Raw genomic sequence first — 792 nt, 5'->3', positions numbered from 1 at the left:
GCTGGCGAGGGCCTGGCCGGTCTGGCCGAACAGGTAGAGCCCGCCCTCGGGACCACGGGCGGATGCCGTGATGCTGCTGTTCAGCCCGGTGTCCACCTGGCTCCAGCTGGTGCCGGCATCAAGGCTGCGATAGGCATGGCCACGCAGGCCATGGACCAGCACCAGGCCCGGCTGGGCGGCGATGCCGAAGAAGCTGCCCTGATAGGGCGCTGCCAGGGCCTGGAAGCGCTCGCCATGCTCATCGAGGCGCAGCAGCAGGCCCTGTTCACCGGCGATGAACAGGTGCTCGCCATCACTGGCGATGGCATTGAGGTGATAGCCGGACGGGTTGTCGGTACGGTCCGTCCAGGGCTCCCAGCTCTGGCCGCCATCGCGGGTGCGGAAGATCAGGTTGAAGGCGCCGACGATGAAGCCGTTGCGCTCGTCGCTGAACCAGAGGTCGAGAAAGGGCTTGTCGGCGCCTTCGGTCTCGATCCGCTTGCCTTCGTCCAGCCATTGCATGGCGTCAGGCTTCGCCGCGTAGTAGTCCTGCATCAGGCGGCCCAGTTGGCGGCCATCGAGTTGCTTCTGCCAGGTCACGCCGCCGTCACTGCTGTGCAGCACCACGCCGTCATGGCCCACGGCCCAGCCCTGCTCGGCGGTGGGGAACTGCACGGCGGTGAGGTCGGAGCTGACCGGCACGCTGGCCTGGGTCCAGGTCTTGCCCTGGTCATCGGAATAGAGGATGTGCCCGCGCTGACCGACAGCCACCAGCCGCTGGCCGGCCTGGGCCAGGTCGAGCAAGGGGCTGTG

Annotated in this window: 1 protein-coding gene; it reads right to left on the bottom strand. The window is 67.9% G+C overall.

Translation table 11 applies throughout. The features are described 5' to 3' along the window. The coding region (locus ACFPU0_RS12005) for a WD40/YVTN/BNR-like repeat-containing protein (RefSeq protein ID WP_377693221.1) at window positions 1-792 on the bottom strand (792 nt) is incomplete at both ends.

Source organism: Pseudomonas sp. GCM10022186 (genome assembly GCF_042656385.1).
Classification (GTDB): Bacteria; Pseudomonadota; Gammaproteobacteria; order Pseudomonadales; family Pseudomonadaceae; genus Metapseudomonas.
The sequence above is the reverse complement of the archived record's forward strand: the minus strand, read 5'-3'. Positions and strand labels throughout refer to the sequence as shown.